This window comes from Clostridiales bacterium, from assembly GCA_012512255.1.
Lineage (GTDB): Bacteria > Bacillota > Clostridia > Christensenellales > DUVY01 > DUVY01.
The window spans coordinates 1-17,157 of the sequence record JAAZDJ010000081.1; the positions used below are offsets into that span (position 1 = coordinate 1).

Below are 17,157 nucleotides of genomic sequence, written 5' to 3' on the forward strand. Positions count from 1 at the left end.
AGTCTTTCTTCTATTTCTTTTAATCTCTCATGGTCTTTGGGGTCTGCCGCGATGCCGCTTATTAAGGGCAGGTCGGCTGTTTCTATAATATCGTTGTTGGCTTTGATGCTCTTTTTGCTCTCCGAGATGCTTTCTTCCAGGTATTTTATTCTTGAAGACGATCTTTTTATCTCGCTGTCGCGCGCGTTCTTTTGGCTGATATAGGCGGCAAGATCCACCTTGGCGTTGGTTATCTTGGAAAGCAAAGCTTCCCTTTGGTTTTTTAGTTCTTCATAATACTGCTGTTTTTGCGTGTTTTGGCTGTCTTCGTTTTGTTTGCTGTTTGAGATAATTTGTTCTTGAGAAGTTAGGGTTTCTATATTATTATTGATTTCTATTATGCTATCTTGCGCTTTTTGGCTCTCTTCGTTATAAAATAGTATTTCTCTTTTGTAGTTTTCTATCTGGGTTAATATTTTTTTGTATTGTTCCTTTTCGGACGCCCATTCTATGTCGCGGACATGCAAATCATGCTGGCATTTTTTAAGTTCTTGGTTTATGTTTTCCAATTCTTGCTCTGCTTGAGTTTTTTGCCTCAAAGCCCCTGTCAGCTTTTCTTCGGTTTCTTTCAAAAGTTTAGTTATTTTGGCAAGCTCGTTTTCATAGCTTAAAAGATTGGAAACTTCCCGTTTTTTGCTGCCGCCTGTAATCGCGCCGCCATAGGCAATTATGTCGCCGTCAAGCGTAACAATCTTAAAAGAATAATCGCAACTTTTGGCTATTTTAATAGCCGTATCCAAATCTTTGGCTATCACCGTCCTGCCCAAAAGCATACGAATTATGCCGTCATATCTAGGGTCGTAACCAATAAGGTCGGCGGCGACGCCATAACAGCCCTCAAAACCTTTGATTTTGTCTATTAGGCTTTGGTCCAAATATCTGGGCTTGACGGCTGAAACGGGCAAAAATGTCGCGCGTCCGAGATTATTTTGCTTTAGATAATTGACCGCGTATTTCGCGCTTTGCTCGTCGGGGGTGATAATGTTTTGGGCGGTCGCGCCCAAAGCCATTTCTATCGCTGTTTCTAGATGGGGTTTGACTTTGATAACTTTGGCGACCACATTTTCTATATGTCTTGCCAAAACCGAATCAGTCTTGGCCGCGTTAAACAAAGACTTTACGCTATGGCTGTAATTGCGCATATCTTGCGCGATATCGTCAAGGAGCTTGGCTTGAGTTTTTTGCTTATGGTATTGCGCGCTCAAAGCTTCTACTTGACTGGCAAATTCTTTGCTCTGTTTTAACTTGCTATTGTATTGGTTGGTAAGCAAATCCAAATCGGCTTTTAGCTTGGAACGCTCTATCTCAAGCCTTTCTATGTTTTTGTTTAGCTTAATCGCCCTTATTTCGTCTTCGGTAAGACGGCTGGCAAGGTTTTGAACTTTTTTGGCGCAATCGTTAATTTTTTCTTCCAAATTGGCCTTTTTTTCTTTTAGGCTTGATAATTGGGATTTTATATCGGTAATTTTATTTAAAGCCTCAAGCTCTTGCTTGTGCGCTTTTTGCGCTTGGCTTTCTATCTCGCTTATTATGCTTGAGATTTCTATATAGCTGTTATTGTATTCTTCTATTTGGACGCGCAAATTATTGATAGTATCGCCTAATTGGTTGGATTTTTCTATGTTTTGGTTTAACGCCGCGACGCTGTCTTCCAGTTCCGCTTGGTCTTTTAGCAATTGGGCGGATAGCCTTTCGTTTTGTTCTTTTAGATAATTTATTTTTTCCCTTATTAACTTTTGCTCGCTTTCGGCGCGCTCAAGCTTCAAAGACAAAGACAGTCTTTCGTCGTTTAAAGACTTGATATCGATATCAAGCTGGGACGAGTATTCCATAGCCTTTATGTATTCTTCATAGGCTTGGTCGTATTCTTTTTGTTTTTGGGATATTTCTTGGTTGACGGCGTCCAAAGCCTTTTGGGCTTGTCTTTTCTTTTCTTCGGCCGTTTCGTATAAAACTATATAGTTATTGATGTCTAAAATGCGCTGGCGCTTTTTCAAATCCAAATACTTTTGGGCTTTTTCGCATTGTTTTTGCAAAGGCTCAAGGTTTTTTTCAAGCTCGTTCATAATGGCTATATGGGTGGTTAGTTTGTCCTCCGCCCTTAAAAGCTTGCGCTCGTTTTCTAGTTTGATTTGTTTGTATTTGGTTATTCCCGCCGCGTCTTCAAAAATGCTGCGCCTGTTTTCAGGCTTGGCGCTCAAAATCTCGTCTATCCTGCCCTGTCCTATAATTGAATAACTGCCCTTGCCTAAGCCCGAATTATGCAAAATCGCCGTGATGTCTTTTAGGCGGCAAGGCGTTTTGTTGATGGCGTATTCGCTTTCGCCGTTTCTGTATAGTTTTCGGGAAATTACGACTTCCTCAAAATCAGTATCAAATATGCGCTCTGAATTGTCAAAATATAACAAAACCTCGCAATAAGAAAGGGATTTTCGGGTCGCCGAGCCGTTAAATATTACGTCTTGCATGCTGGACCCGCGCAGGGTTTTAGGGGACTGCTCGCCCAACGCCCACCTTATGCAATCGGCGACATTGCTTTTGCCGCAGCCGTTAGGACCCACAATGGCCGTAATGCCGCTGCCAAATTCAACGGTGAGCTTGTCGGCGAAAGATTTGAATCCGTATATCTCAAGTTTTTTAAAATACAACGCTTGTTTTCCCTATTGTTTAAACTTTAGTCATTTTAGCATAAAATGTCTATGTTTGCAAAGCAGTAAAAATCGTTACTTGTCGATAAAAACAGTTTATAGCCTAAAGAAGCCCCAGTTTGACGCAAGCGGCCTTGGCCGCCAGTTTTTCGGCTTGGGCTTTGCTCTTGGCTTGGGCTTTGGATAATGTTTTTTGGTCTAGCACGACCTCCACCAAAAACATCGGCTGGTCTTGGTTGGTTTGGGCATATCTAAAAATATCTTTTTTTTGCAATAAGGTATGTTCCAAAAGCAATCCCACATAATTGCCTGTCTTGGCCTTTAGCGCTTGAGCCATATTGGCGCCTAAGGTCCTATGGATAAAAGCTTTGGCCGCCTGCATGCCGCCGTCCAAAAAAATAGCGCCCACGATAGCTTCATACAAATCGCATTTGGTCGCTTCCGATTTGGTAGGGTTTGAGCGCGCTTCGCCCACTCCGCATCTTAAAAAGCCGATAAGCCCCTTTTTTTTATCTATCGCTTTAGCCAAAGGCGTTTTGTTGACTATGATCGCGCGTTTTTCGGACAAATCTTTTTCTTTCCAGTTGGAATCGGCGTTTTGGTATAAATACTCGCTAACGGCTAAACTCAAAACGCTGTCGCCCAAAAACTCAAGCATTTCATTGCTTTGGACTTGGTGTTCGTTGGAATATGACGAGTGGGTAAAGGCGGTAATTAAAAATTCTTTATTGTTAAATTCATATCCTATAAGGTTTTGAATTTTTGCTATGTCCATCAAATTATCTTTTCAATTCCGCTTTTGATTTTTCCGATTAAGTCCATCTTAGCCATAGTTTGAGCCTGCGATATGGCGGCCGCTATTGCCTCGGCTTTGGACGAGCCGTGGGTTTTGATGACAATTTTTTTGCAACCCAAAAACGGCGCTCCGCCCACTTTGTTGTAGTCTAGCCTCTCTTTTAGTTGCTTAAACGCGGGTTTCATAAGCGCCGCGCCGATTTTGGATAATGTCCTTTCCATAACGGCTTGTTTGAGCGCCGTCAATATCATATTTACTGCTCCCTCTATGGACTTTAGCATTATATTGCCTCCAAAGCCGTCCGACACCAAAACATCGTAATCGCCCGAGAGCGCGTCTCTTGCTTCCATATTGCCCTTAAAGTTAATAGGGGCTTTTCTCAAAAGCTCCAGCGCGGCTTTTGTTTGGGCGTTGCCCTTTTCGTCCTCTGTGCCTACGGACAAAAGGCCCACGCGAGGGGATTCTATATTAAAAACGGATTGCATATAAGCCGAACCCATAATGGCAAACTGGACAAAATACTCGGGCTTGCAATCCATATTGGCGCCGCCATCAATCAGCATTGTGTGCCCGCGGGTAATTGTAGGCAGAACGGGCGCTAGCGCCGGTCTGTCTATGCCGTCCAATCTTCCCAAAATCAGCATCGCGCCCGTTAAAAACGCGCCCGTACTTCCCGCCGATATCATGGCGGCTATTTGGGGATCTTCTTTCAAACGGTATAGCCCTTTTACCAATGACGACTCTTTTTTTGCGCGTATTGCCAAGGTTGGATGCTCGTCGTTGGAAATTACTTCCGGGGCGTCCAATATTTCTATGCGGTCTAAATCAAACTCATAATTTTCTAACTCTTTTGAAATTATATCTTGCTTGCCTGATAAAACTATTTTAATGTCGGGATTGTTTTTTAGGGCGTCAATCGCGCCTTTTATAATCTCTTTCGGCGCATGATCTCCGCCAAACGCGTCAATTAAAATCTTCATAAAAATAACTCCAAATTAATCTAATTAAAATTATTATAAACAAAAATCGCCATTAACACAAGTATAAGCAAGTATAAGGAATTGGCGTTTTTTTGGTATAACTATTATTAAATTTGGCGCGTATTTTTTTTGGTTTTTATTTTCTAAAATAAAAAAACTCTAAAGCCCTAATCATTAAAAAACTTTAGAGTTTTAGATTTAAAATTCTAAAAATAACTTAACCTAAAGGTTATTTTTCTTTATTTTGTTTCACATCGACAACTTTTTCCCCGTCATAATATCCGCAAGCCTTGCACACGCGATGGGCAAGTTTGGGTTCATGACATTGAGGACATTCGCCTAAATTGGGCGCTTGGGCCTTCCAATTGGCGTATCTTGTGTTTGATCTTTGTTTGGATACTTTTCGCTTGGGAACTGCCATTATTTTTCACCTCCAATGCCCTTTAAAATTTCAAACGGATTATTTGCCGTTTTTTCGTTCTTACAGCCGCATTCCTTAATATTTTTATCCGTTCCGCAAACAGGGCACAGTCCTTTGCAATCGGGTTTGCATATCAATCGCGAAGGCAAGCTTAGCACTATCGCGTCTATTGCCAATTGCGTGATATCCACTATATCGCCTTCAAAATGATATGCCTCTTGGTCTTGAGCGTTTTTTGTAAAGAATTCGTCAAAATTAACAGTTTTGGAAAACTCCGACGCCTTAATGCATAAGTCGCAATTATATTCAAAACTGTAATTTATTGTCCCTTCCGCCCTATATCCGTCGTCTTTTTTGGTCAATTTGCCTTTTATGCTTGCGGGACGCAACGGCTTGACATAATCGGGTAAGAATTGCGCCGCCTCGGCCTCAAATTCAAAGTCAATAACTGCGACGGGCTTGACGGGAATTCTGATTTTCATTTTTTACCTCGCGCGCCAGCGTGCACGCTAGCATATTATATTAAATGATACCCAAAAAGTCAATTATTTTTTATAAGAGCTTGGGTTTCGCGGGCAATAACCAATTCTTCGTTGGTCGGGATTAACAAGATTTTGACCTTGGAATTTGGTCCGCTAAGATCGGTTAGTTTGCCTCTTTCCACATTATAATTAAGCTCGTTATTGAGTTCTAAGCCCAAATAATCCAGTCCTTTTAGGACCCGCTCCCTTACTTCGGGGTTATGCTCGCCTATTCCCGCGGTAAACACTATGATATCAACGCCGTTCATTACCGCCGCGTAAGCGCCTATGTATTTTTTGATTCTGTAACAAAACACATCCAAGGCCAATTCGGCCCTTTTGTTGCCCTCGTATACCGCTTTTATTAAGTCTCTAAAATCGCTGCTTACGCCCGAAATTCCCAGCACGCCGCTTTTTTTGTTGAGGTAGTCCATTGTTTGCGATATTGTCCAATTTGTCTTTTCCATAATGAATTCTATCACAGCGGGGTCAATATCGCCGCATCTTGTGCCCATTACCAAGCCTTCCAAGGGAGTAAAGCCCATAGAAGTATCTACCGATTTGCCGTTTTTTACGGCTGTAATGGACGAGCCGTTGCCCAAATGGCAAGTTATTATCTTTAAATCTTTGATATCTTTATTGAGATATTTGGCGGCTTCTTGGGACACATATTTGTGCGATGTGCCGTGAAAGCCGTATTTTCTTATTCTCCATTCCTCATAGGCTTGGTAAGGCAAGGCGTAAATATAAGCGTAAGGCGGTATAGTGGAATGGAACGCCGTATCAAACACCGCAGCCATAGGCGTGTTAGGCATAGCTTCTTTGCACGCCAATATGCCTATGATATTGGCCGGCACATGCAAAGGCGCCAAATCGCTGTTTTTGCGGCAAATCTCCAAAACCTCGTCGTCAATCAAGACCGACGAGTTAAAATCCTCGGCGCTGTGGACCACTCTATGTCCTACCGCCTGAATTTCGTTTATATCTTTTACTACGCCGTATTCTTCATGGACTAAGGCTTCCAGCATTAATTGGACCGCGACATTATGGTCGGGTATGGGTTTTTCTACCACAAAGCTCTTTCCGTCTTTACCCGTAGCTTTTAATTGGGAAATTAATTGTCCTATTCTTTCGCATGTTCCCTTGGCCAGCGCTTTTTCGTTATTCATTTCTATTAATTGGTATTTTAACGAACTGCTGCCGGCGTTTACCACCAAAATATTCATTCTCGCATTCTCCACTCTTTTTTAAACAAAATATTTATTAAACAGTCGCCTGAACGGCGGTTATCGCCACAGCGTCAACTATGTCTTCCGCCGTGCAGCCTCGGGATAAGTCGTTAACAGGCTTGTTAAATCCTTGGCAAATAGGCCCTATCGCAACCGCGTTAGCAAGCCTTTGGACAAGCTTATAGGCGATATTGCCCGCGTTAAGATCGGGGAAAATAAGCACATTGGCTTTGCCCGCCACTTCGCTGTCGGGGCATTTTAGCTTGGCCACGCTTTCCACAAGCGCGGCGTCTCCCTGCAATTCGCCGTCTATTTTTAGATTGGGGTTTAACTCTTTAGCTTTTTGGGTAGCCAATATCACTTTATCCACAAGCTCGTGCTTGGCGCTACCCTTGGTGGAAAAAGAAAGCATCGCCACATGCGGATCCATCCCCGTAAGGATATGCGCGCTTTGGGCGCTTGTTACGGCTATTTCGGCCAATTGGTCGGCATCGGGATTGGGGTTAAGACCGCAATCGGCAAATAAAAAAGCCCCGTTATAGCCGTATTTGCTGCCTTCTATTATCATTAGAAAAAAACTTGAAACCGTCCTAATGCCGGGGGCTGCTTTTATAATTTGTAGCGCGGGTCTTAAAGTGTCGCTTGTGGAATGAACCGCGCCCGCGACCATTCCGTCGGCGTCGTCCGCCTTTACCGCCAAAACGGAATAATAAAGCGGGTCTAGGGCTAGCTCTTGGGCTTGTTCGTAAGTAAGTCCTTTGGATTTTCTCGCCTGATACAATATATCTATATATCTTTCACGGTTTTTATCGGTAGCTGGATCTATTATTTCTATTCCTTCCAAGTTGCCGCCTATTGATTGGATTGATCGGGAATTGCCCACCAAAGCGACTCGCGTGATTTTTTCTTTTGCTATTTTTTTGGCTGCCTCTATTGTTCGCGGCTCTTCGCCTTCGGCTAAAATAATTTTTTTGTCCGCGGCTTTAGCTTTGCCGCGAATTTCCTCTAACAGTATAGACATCTATCCGCTCCAATGTTATAATATTTTTTGCCGTATATATTATACTCCTCCCACCCTCTTATGTAAACCAAAAAGTCTTGTTTGGGTCGTATAAAAGGGAGTTTGTATTTTTGGGCGCAAATTTATCATTTGGCAAAATAAGCGTTTTTAATAATTTTTCAGGACCAAATAATGAAATTAGCGGCGATTATTTGCGAATATAACCCTATGCACAACGGGCATATAGAACATATCCGTTACACCAAAGAAGCCACAAAGTGCGACGGGCTTGTCTGCGTTATGAGCGGCAATTTTGTTCAAAGGGGCGAGCCTTCAATTTTGGACAAATACTCGCGGACTATGGCGGCTTTGAGATACGGCGCGGATATGGTTGTGGAATTGCCCACTGTTTTCGCGGTAGCGGGCGCGGATATTTTTGCCGACGGCGCCGTAAAAGTGATTAACCAAATACAAAATATCCGTTGGCTAAGTTTTGGAAGCGAAAGCGGAAATATTGACGAGCTTGTTAACGCGGCCCAAGTTTTGAAGACCGAAAGTCCCAAGTTCAAAAAAGCCATAAAAGACTGTTTGAATATGGGTTTAAGTTACCCAAAGGCTCTTTCTACGGCTGTTAAAAAAATATACGGGCAAGAAATTGAAAAGCTCGCAAGCTCGCCTAATAATATTTTGGGAATAGAATATATAAAAGCTTTAATCAGGCATAAAAGCGATATACAGCCTATCACCCTAAAGCGCATCGGAAGCAATTATAATGACACGGACCTTAAGGGCGAGTTTGATTCAGCTTCGGCTATCAGGCTTGCCGTCAAAAACTCTTCTTGGGACAAGATAACCTCCGCGCCCCAAGACTTAATCAAGCTGTATAAAGAAAACTATTATGATTTTGACAAGATGACGCGGTCTTTATCCGATATATGCCTATTTAACATAATGAACAGCTCTTTAAAAGACTTAAAAAACTTTTATGACTTTAACGAAGGCATAGAAAACCGAATTAAAAGCAAAATCCAAACCAGTCACACTTTGGACGATGTCGCCGCCGCAGTAAAGACCAAAAGATACACTCTTGCTAGGCTCAAAAGGATGCTTCTTTATCCCACGCTAAAAATAACCAAAGAATTAATGAGCGCAAGCAAGAAATGCCCGCCTTACCTTAATGTTTTGGGCATTAAAAAAGAAAAGAAAATTTTGCTCAACTTTTTGGCCAAAAATTATATAACGCGCAAAAAAGATGTCCAAAAGATTGACGGCCAAGACACTCTTAATATGCTGAATGTCAATATTTTGGCCGACGACTTATACTGCCAAATCAGCCGAAGAAAAAAAGGCATGTTTTTTGGGCATGGAATGATAATATATTGAAATTCGCCTTAAATTTTTATCGTCAAAAATCAAAAAAAACTCCCCTAAGGGAGTTTTCTTATCTTGCTTTGGTATCTATTTCGTGCTTGATTTTTTTGATAAAATCATTTAGCTTAAACGCGCCCAAGTCGCCGTCTTTTCGGCTTCGGACGCTCACTACCCCTTGTTCTTTTTCTTTGTCGCCTATAATCAGCATATAAGGTATTTTGTTGATTTGGGCTTCCCTGATTTTATAGCCGATTTTTTCGGCTCTTGTGTCTTTTTGCGCTAAGATGCCATGATTTTTGAGCTCGTTATACACTTTCTCGGCTTCGTCAATAGCGCGGTCAGTAAGCGACATCACGACTACCTGAACGGGGGCAAGCCAGATCGGGAACGCGCCCGCGTATTTTTCTATCAGCAGCGCCAAAGTTCTTTCGTAACAGCCTATTGAGCTTCGGTGCAAAATTATAGGATGCTTTTTTTGCCCGTCGGCATCGGTATATTCCATACCGAACCTTTCCGCCAAGGCGAAATCTATTTGGATGGTTATGATTGTGTCTTCTTTTCCATAGACGTTTTTTATTTGGAAGTCCAGTTTCGGTCCGTAAAAAGCCGCCTCGCCCTCGGCTTCCACATAGTCAATGCCCAAATCGTCCAGTATCTCTTTCATTAGCTTTTGGGTGGTTTCCCATTTTTGAGGGTCGTTGATGTATTTTTCGCTGTTATTGGGGTCCCATTTGGAAAACCTAAATGTTATATCTTCCCTAAGGCCCAAAGTGTCCATCAAATAATAGGACAATTCCAACGCGTTTTTGAATTCGTCTTTTACTTGCTCGGGCGCGCAAATGATATGGCCGTCGCTCAAGGTGAATTGACGCACCCTTATAAGCCCGTGCATTTCGCCGCTGCTTTCGTTCCTAAATAGCGCGGAAGTCTCGGCATATCTTAAGGGCAAATCCCTATAACTTTTGATTCCGTTTTTGTATATCATAAACTGGAACGGACAAGTCATCGGTCTTAGCGCTTTTAGCCCGTCGTCAACGCCTTCTTCGCCCAAAATAAACATTCCCTCGCGGTAATGGTCCCAATGCCCGCTTATTTTGTAAAGATTGCTCTTGGCCATAAAGGGAGTGCGGGTGAACAAATAACCCCTTTTTTCTTCTTCGTCTTCCACCCACCTTATGAGTTTTTGCATAATCTTGGCGCCCTTGGGCATCAACAGGGGCAAGCCTTGCCCTATGTTTTCTTCGGTCATAAATATGCCAAGCTCCCTGCCAAGCTTATTGTGGTCGCGTTTTTTGGCTTCTTCCAAAGCTTGCAAATGCGCCAATAATTCGTCTTTGGTCGCAAAAGCCGCGCCGTATATGCGGGTCAGCATCTTGTTTTTTTCGCTGCCCCGCCAATACGCGCCCGTTACCGACAGAAGTTTGAAATGCTTGATTTTTGCCGTGTAATTGACATGGGGCCCGCGGCAAAGGTCAACAAAATCCCCTTGCCTATAAAAAGAAATGGCCTCGCCTTCGGGCAATTCGTTGATAAGCTCTATTTTGTAGATTTGGCCTTGTTCTTGCATTAAGGCGATAGCCTCTTGTTTGGATAGCTCAAACCTTTCTATCTTTAGATTTTCTTTGGAAATTTTGGCCATTTCCTGTTCTATTTTTTCTAAATCCGCCATCGTAACAGGCTCGGAAAAATCAAAGTCATAATAAAAACCCGTATTGGTCGCCGGTCCTATCCCCAATTTCGCATCGGGATAAAGACGCTTGACCGCGTGCGCCAATAGGTGCGACGCGCTATGCCTTAAAACCTCTAATTCCATAAATTTTTATCTCCAAGCTAAGATTTTGGTTATATTTAAAAAATTTTTTGGCAAATTTAAATGTATTATTTGATTATATACCCAAAACAATCAATCGTCAACATAATGGCATTTTTATAAAAATAAAAAAACGCCCTTGACTTTTTTATCAAGGGCGTTTGGCTTATATGTATCTTTATCTTACTTCTATTCGGTTTTCAAAAATGCTGCTTATCATATTGACTATAACAACCGGCATCTTGTCTATATGGTGAAAGACTATTTTGTTGGGCGAAAGGTTGATTAAAGACGGTATCAGCGTTTCGCTGTTTATCTCCTCGTCCAAATGATATTTTTGGTTTTTGATTTTGTTCATATGTTTGTCGTAAAAAACATATTTGCCGTTTTCGTCAAATATATGTACTTCGTCAAGTTTGCTGTTTATGGTGTTTACCAAAAATTTTAACAGCTCCAAAAAAGTTTCGTGGTATGAAAGATAGGCGGAATTGTTGTTCGCCAAATCGCATATTTCTTGCCAGCGGTCTCTTAGCTCTTTTAGCCTGAAATTATAAAAGCCGTCCAGCATGAGTTCTTTGTTGAAAAAGAGTTTTCTAATCACTACTTCGCGGTCAAATTCCCTGTCAAATTCAACCAACGCCTTGATAAACGCATTGTAGTTGATTTGATTGTTTATGGGCAATCGGGAGTTTTCCTGCAAATATTCCAGCTTAAAATCCGTAATTATTATGTTGGAAATAATCTCATGCAAGGCGTCCGTTATTATTTTGCTTTTGGTCTCTTCGCACGCCAAAGCCAAATAATCCCTGGACAGCGCCTTGCCGCGCGCCATTACGCCGCCCGCTTTTTTTACATAAGGGGTTATGTCTTGCATAAGATTGTCTATACAAGCCGCTTTTTTTGAATCAATACTTATACTTAATTCCCACATAAAAACCTCTTGCAATAGTTTATGCAAGAGCTGTTCAAAATAAACTTTTTTTGGGCTGATTTGGCTTTAATTGGCGTGGTAACTTTTTGTAATCTTAAATCGGAAAATCAGCGTTTTTGCGGTATTAATTATTAATGAATAATATTAAAAAACCTAGGCGCTGGCTTGTTCCAGCGCCTAGGTTTTTTGTCTTGGATTTTATTTTATTTTCACCCTTATCATATTCCAAGACAATGGAGAAAGGTTTATGTAAGCTTTTGCGTCTTTTACAATGCCCGTATCAACATTTTTGGGCGTTACTCTTGACGGGTTTTCAAAATCATTAATAGCTTTTAGGTCCGCGCCGTCTAAAACAATATGTTCTATTATTTCCAAATCCCCAAACGACCTCAATTCTATTTCGGCTTCTATCGCGTCTTGGCTATAATTGCATACAAACACCGCCAAGGAATCGGTTTTTTGGTCATATATTATGGACTGGCTTAGTTCTTTGACTTTGCCAAATTTGGAATCAAATTCGTCGCATTCGCTTATCGTCATTAGGGCCTGGCCTTGGCCGTATTGGCTTGCGTATTTGAAAGGATAAAAAGTGGTCTGCCTGATTGCCGCCCCGCCTTTTTGGGTGAATATAGGCGCGATGACATTGACCAATTGCGCCAAGCACGCGATTTTTATGCGATGGCAGTTATTGAGCAATGTGTTCATAAGCCCGCCAAAGACTATGGCGTCTTGCAATGTGTATCTGTCTTCCAAGATATGGGGCGCATAAGCCCAGTTCTCAAGCTTAACATCCTTTAGATACCAAACATTCCATTCGTCAAAGCTAAGGTAAATAGTCTTGTTGGAGCGTTTTTTTGCCTTGACAAAATCGCAAGTGGCGATGGCTGTTTTTATAAAATCGTCCATGCGCTTATAACTCGCGTAAAAATCTTCGTCGCGGCCTTCATTCCAATAATATTGATGGATAGACAAATAATCCACATGGTCGTAAAGGTTTTCCAAAACAATTCTGTCCCAATCGGGATAGCTAGGAAGATCTATGCTTGAGCTGCCGCACGCTATGAGTTTTACGCGGTTGTCAATCCATCTTATTATTTTGGCCGTTTCCAAAGCTTTTTTTGAATAATTTATCGCGTCCAAATGGCATATCTGCCAAGGTCCGTCCATTTCGTTCCCCAAGCACCAATATTTGACATCGTAAGGTTTTTCGCTGCCATTGGCTTTTCTAAGCTCGCTGTAATATGTGCCTGAAGGGTGGTTGCAATACTCCACTAAGTAGCCCGCGTCTTGAGGCGTGCCCGTGCCCATATTAACGGCCATCATGGGTTCTACATTAGCCTCTTTGCACCATTTCATAAACTCGTCCGTGCCGAATTGGTTGGTTTCTATTGAGCGCCATGCGTAATCAAGGCGCGCAGGCCTGTTTTCCTTTTTTCCGATGCCGTCTTGCCAATTATAACCGCTAACAAAATTGCCTCCAGGATACCTTACAATAGGCACGCCTAACTCATTTATAAGAGCAATTACATCCTTTCTGAATCCGTTTTCATCGGCGGCGGGATGGTCTGGCTCATAAATGCCTTCATATACCGCTCTTCCCAAATGCTCAATAAAAGAGCCAAACATTTTTGATTCTACCTTGCCGATTTGCATGTTTTTATCGGCAAAAATTTTCGCTTTTTTCATTGTCTTTAGCCTCCTACTTTTTTGTGATTTATCCTTTTAGACCCTTCTTCCAAGTATAGATTCGCCGCCGCCTATCAAAGATACAGCAAGCGTATTTCTTTTTTGGTCATTGTCCCATGCCGCTTCAACAAAACCTTTATAGCAGGTCTGCTGAATGGTTATGGAAAGTTTTCCGTCTTCCCAAACTGAAAAAGTTCCCGTTATTTCGCCCGTAACCGCGCCGTCTTGGTTAAGGCGGACGGAAATTGCCGTTTTGGGCTCTTTTACGGTGTCTTTGCCTTGAAAAATCAGCTGGTAGTCGCCCGCGAGATTTTCCAAGGAGTATTTATTATTTGCTTGACCCGCGTATCTAAACGGCGAGACAGCCGGCCATCCGTCTTCGTTAAACACCATTTTTCTTATATGCATAATATGGGGGCCTTCTCCATATCTATATGTGCGGACATGATGCGCCAAAAACCAATCTTTATTGGCTTTGATGACCGAATTATGCCCCGGCGCCATCCAGCCAAGGTTTAATTCATTTTTGGGATCGTTGGTAAAGGCATATCCGCCCAAAATTTTTGTGCCGTAATTTTGGTTAAGATGGGTCATCATACCAAGCAAATTCCCGTCGGCGTCAATATAATCGCCGTCTATTTTCGCGCTTCTTGCGACCCTAATATTATAATCGGACGACAAGCTTCCGTATGACACAAATAAATAATAATTATCGTGCTCGCGGTTATATACGATATAAGGCCCTTCTATCGCCATACCTGAACCGCCGACCAGCTTTTTGCCAAAGTCTTGGTCTTTTGCCCGGCCTGTAGCGGCGTCCAGTTCTTTTATGTATATTCCGCCAAAAAACGAGCCATAAACCATATATAACTTTTGTGTCTTGGGATCTTTGATAACATTGGGGTCAATCGCGTTAGGCCCTCCGCCGCCTGAAGATGTTAATACCATAGAATCATGATAGTAAGGACCCGTAACTTTATCGGATTTGGCAAGCCCGATATATGATCTTGAGCTACCCCATCTCGACATAGAATAATACAGCCAATACTTTCCGTCAGCGCCTTTTATCACATCGGGCGCCCAAACATCAGTATTGGGTTGCCCCGCATAAGTTTTGCCCTCTTGCAACTCGCTTGAATCAATCGCGCAAGGCAGCGTCTGCCAATGTATAAGGTCTTCGGACTTTCTGATCTGGACTTGCCGCGCGCCGAGCCCGTGAGTCGAAAATACATAAAATGTCCCGTCCTCGTCTTGAAAGATAGAAGGGTCATGCGCGGACATCTCTTGACATTCAAAATAGCTTTTGCCTAGTAATTTGTCAAAATCAACAAATTTTGGGTCTTGGGGATAAGTCATTGTTTGCTCCGTCCAATCATCGTCATTTTCGTTAGTATCTTGGGGCGCGCAAGCGAGCCCTAAAATTGACAACATCAATAATGATATTGTCAGCAAAAATATTAATATCTTTTTCATGCCAATTCCATATTCATATATAAAGCCATTCCGTCTGAAGACAAAGCCGAGACAGTCAAGCCTGAATCCCTTTCTTCTTGAAGCCATGCGGGCATGACCACGCCTTTGTATACGATATCATCAATGTTTAAAGTTATATAATAATCGCCTTTTAACTGCCATGTGCCCGACTTTGCCCCCGTTATCGTGCCGTCGCTGTTTAACTTGACAGGCGCTGATACCTGGTTGGATGTAGAAGAATTCAAGATTATCAGCTTGTAATTGCCGTCGCTTTTTTGCAATAATTCTTGGGCGCTGATAGGTCTTAGCCATTCGTTTGCGTATCTATTGGGATTGACGACTATATGGCCGTCTTCGTTAAACGCGTATTGAGATAGGTATAGATAATGGTAATTATTGCCCGAGCCTTGCCCCGTATTTTCAAAGTAATATGTTCTGCAGTGGTAAACCATCAAATTAACGCCGTTTTCCAATGTGTATAAGTCGTTGTGCCCGGGCGCGTTAAAGTCTATTTCATAGCCGTCCCATTGAAATGAACCCATGACTTTGTTGCCCGTGCTGTTAGCCCAATTGCCGGGCGTGGATTTTAACTGCTCGCCCGTAACATCCACATAGGGCCCCGTGATTTTTTCGGCTCTAGCCGCGCGTATATGGTATGACGAGGTGAGATCGCCATATGAAGCAAACAAATAATAATACGCTTTGGTTTCAAATTGTTTGGTTTGCGGATTATATACTTTTACATCGGGATGATAAGAAATGACAGGGCTTTCCATGCCGCCTGTCGCGCCCGCTATCCTTATTCCGTAATAGGGGTCTTTGCCGTCTGTTAAGTTATACTCGCCCGTATATTCGGGATTTTGGGCCCTTCTGCCTGTTTGATTGTCAAGCTCAATCATATGGATTCCCTTGCCAAACGAGCCATAAACCAACCACATTTGTTTTGTTCTGTCGTTTTCTTCAAAGATGACTTGCGCGTCAATGCAGTTGGGCGTGTTCCAGCCGGCAGGCGACTTGATAATTATACTGTCATGCTTATAAGGTCCCAAAATATTATCGGACTTGGCCAAGCCAATGCAGGACTTTGAGCCGCCAAAATATCCCGTCAACGAGTAATAAAGCCAAAACTTGCCGTCGTTGCCTTTTATAATATCGGGCGCCCAGAACGAAAATGCCCCGCTGTCGCTTGTGACTATTTGGCTTGATTCCTCAGGCGAAGTCTTGCACCATTCCCAAGCCTCTTGGAATTCACCCTCGCCCGCCAAATAATCCGAAGGCTGCATATCGTCAAAAGATATAGCCGTCTGCGCGTATCTCCAATGAAGCAAATCATCCGATACCCTTATTTGATATCCCGGACGCGTGCCGTTAATGTCGGTAGAAAAAGCGTAATATTTTCCGTCAACCTCAATAAAGCTGGGGTCGTGCGCGCCAAACTCCGTCCAATTGACATAGTCTTGCGTCCGCATGCCCAATTCGTTAAACTTAGGGTCTTTTGGATAAAAACCTTTTATGATAATTGTTATGGTTTCTTTTAGTTCTTCGCCCTTAAACAGCTTCAAAATATAAGTTCCTCCTTGTTTTGGAGTGACCAAAAACTTTTTGTTGCTCAGCTGTTTGAATTGGGCGATATTGTCGTCGCCCTTTACTATTGTCAAATCATAGCCTTTAGGATAGTCAATCTCTAAGGTGTAAGTTTGGTCCTCCCATATGGTCGCGGTTTTTTCGGATTTTATTACAAGATCAGTAACGCTACCGCCGTTGCCATTGCAGCCTGACAGGCTTAAAAAAGCCATAGGCATAAATATCGCCAGCAAATACGCTAATATTTTTTTCATATCTTTCCCTCCCCAAAAAGCTAAAAATTATTCTTTCACGCCTGACAGCATTACGGATTCTATAATCAATTTTTGGAACAACCCAAACACTATCAAAATAGGCAGCAACGCCAAAACAGAACCCGCCATAACAACCTGGGATTCGGCATGGATGCCGGCGTTGTATTTTGCCAAAGACACCGTCAATGGATACCAATCGCGCATTTGGGTAAAGAGCAACGGACCCAAATAATCATTCCATGTTCCCATAAAATTAAGCAATCCCTGCGCCACTATGGCCGGCATCGCTAAGGGAAGTATTATAGCCGCAAATATTTTGAAATAACTGGCGCCGTCTATCTTAGCCGATTCAATTAAGGAATCGGGCAGTCCGAATAAATACTGCATTACAAAGAATATAATCATCATGTTCCC

The 17,157-nt window shown here is 42.5% G+C and carries 14 protein-coding genes; 1 reads left to right on the forward strand and 13 read right to left on the reverse strand.

The window, feature by feature from the left end; genetic code table 11:
• From smc to pta, 7 genes are all read right to left on the reverse strand, one after another.
• Positions 1-2,687, reverse strand: a 2,687-nt coding sequence (gene smc / locus GX756_04270) for a chromosome segregation protein SMC (protein NLC17075.1), incomplete at its 3' end; no start/stop codon positions are given.
• Between the two features lie 103 nt (positions 2,688-2,790).
• Positions 2,791-3,462 (reverse strand): ribonuclease III, encoded by a 672-nt coding sequence (gene rnc / locus GX756_04275; protein ID NLC17076.1) that lies wholly within the window; start codon positions 3,460-3,462, stop codon positions 2,791-2,793.
• Entirely contained in the window at positions 3,462-4,463 is a 1,002-nt protein-coding gene (plsX, locus tag GX756_04280) for a phosphate acyltransferase PlsX (protein ID NLC17077.1), read from the reverse strand. The genes rnc and plsX overlap by 1 nt, the downstream gene beginning before the upstream one ends.
• A 229-nt stretch (positions 4,464-4,692) precedes the next feature.
• Positions 4,693-4,884: a 50S ribosomal protein L32 gene (gene rpmF, locus GX756_04285; protein ID NLC17078.1), complete on the reverse strand. Its 192-nt coding sequence runs from the start codon at positions 4,882-4,884 to the stop codon at positions 4,693-4,695.
• On the reverse strand, positions 4,884-5,366 hold the full coding sequence (locus tag GX756_04290) for a DUF177 domain-containing protein (protein ID NLC17079.1): 483 nt from the start codon (positions 5,364-5,366) through the stop codon (positions 4,884-4,886). Before GX756_04290 ends, rpmF begins: the two co-directional genes overlap by 1 nt.
• Before the next feature lie 59 nt (positions 5,367-5,425).
• Positions 5,426-6,631: an acetate kinase gene (locus tag GX756_04295; GenBank protein NLC17080.1), complete on the reverse strand. Its 1,206-nt coding sequence runs from the start codon at positions 6,629-6,631 to the stop codon at positions 5,426-5,428.
• Positions 6,632-6,668: 37 nt separating this feature from the next.
• Positions 6,669-7,655, reverse strand: coding sequence for a phosphate acetyltransferase (gene pta, locus GX756_04300; GenBank protein NLC17081.1), 987 nt, complete (start codon positions 7,653-7,655; stop codon positions 6,669-6,671).
• A gap of 171 nt (positions 7,656-7,826) precedes the next feature.
• Between pta and GX756_04305 the strand changes: the two genes are divergently transcribed.
• The gene (locus GX756_04305; GenBank protein NLC17082.1) at positions 7,827-9,017 is read left to right on the forward strand and encodes a nucleotidyltransferase; all 1,191 of its coding nucleotides are present in this window, start codon (positions 7,827-7,829) and stop codon (positions 9,015-9,017) included.
• A 58-nt stretch (positions 9,018-9,075) separates the two neighbouring features.
• On the opposite strand, the gene thrS is transcribed toward GX756_04305, so the two are convergent.
• The 6 genes from thrS to GX756_04335 all read right to left on the reverse strand — a co-directional run bounded on the left by thrS (position 9,076) and on the right by GX756_04335 (position 17,148).
• Entirely contained in the window at positions 9,076-10,818 is a 1,743-nt protein-coding gene (gene thrS / locus GX756_04310; GenBank protein NLC17083.1) for a threonine--tRNA ligase, read from the reverse strand.
• Positions 10,819-10,993: 175 nt separating this feature from the next.
• Positions 10,994-11,746 carry a hypothetical protein gene (locus GX756_04315; GenBank protein NLC17084.1) on the reverse strand — a complete coding sequence of 251 codons (753 nt, stop codon included), beginning with the start codon at positions 11,744-11,746 and terminating at the stop codon, positions 10,994-10,996.
• A 198-nt stretch (positions 11,747-11,944) separates the two neighbouring features.
• Complete coding sequence (locus GX756_04320) at positions 11,945-13,432, reverse strand: alpha-N-arabinofuranosidase (protein NLC17085.1); 1,488 nt, start codon at positions 13,430-13,432, stop codon at positions 11,945-11,947.
• A 36-nt stretch (positions 13,433-13,468) separates the two neighbouring features.
• On the reverse strand, positions 13,469-14,905 hold the full coding sequence (locus GX756_04325; protein ID NLC17086.1) for an arabinan endo-1,5-alpha-L-arabinosidase: 1,437 nt from the start codon (positions 14,903-14,905) through the stop codon (positions 13,469-13,471).
• Positions 14,902-16,743: an arabinan endo-1,5-alpha-L-arabinosidase gene (locus tag GX756_04330; GenBank protein NLC17087.1), complete on the reverse strand. Its 1,842-nt coding sequence runs from the start codon at positions 16,741-16,743 to the stop codon at positions 14,902-14,904. The genes GX756_04325 and GX756_04330 overlap by 4 nt, the downstream gene beginning before the upstream one ends.
• A gap of 27 nt (positions 16,744-16,770) precedes the next feature.
• Positions 16,771-17,148 (reverse strand): carbohydrate ABC transporter permease, encoded by a 378-nt coding sequence (locus GX756_04335; GenBank protein NLC17088.1) that lies wholly within the window; start codon positions 17,146-17,148, stop codon positions 16,771-16,773.
• Positions 17,149-17,157: the final 9 nt, after the last annotated feature.